Source organism: Belnapia sp. AC561 (assembly GCF_979252845.1).
This window is the reverse complement of record NZ_CEEDBP010000149.1, coordinates 1-307: the sequence shown is the minus strand read 5'-3', so window position 1 is coordinate 307 and position 307 is coordinate 1. Positions and strand designations below refer to the sequence as shown.

The following is a 307-nucleotide window of genomic DNA, read 5'->3' as shown; positions in this document are numbered from 1 at the left end:
AGCATTATTGCGCCAGTCTGGTTGGCTAAATTTTCAAATTCTTGTGGAGTCAACGCAACAAGTCCTTTTTCAAAAACACCGTCGATACTTTCTACCCCACCTTTATTAATGGCCGCATTTTTTGCGAAGTATTGTGGCGGCGGCATAATCCCATCGGTAACTTCAGCAATAAATTGTTCTTTTGTTTGCGCTTTTAAGGCGTAGTTAACTCCTTTTTGATGGCCGAGAGTGTCGAAAGTTTCTTTGCTCATACTTTTACCGCAGGCAGAACCAGCACCGTGAGCCGGATAAACGATCACATCATCGG

The 307-nt window shown here is 43.6% G+C and carries 1 pseudogene; it reads right to left on the bottom strand.

Features of this window, described 5'->3' with window-relative positions:
* A pseudogene (locus AC0IW9_RS30515) lies at positions 1-307 on the bottom strand (hypothetical protein); the annotation flags it as partial.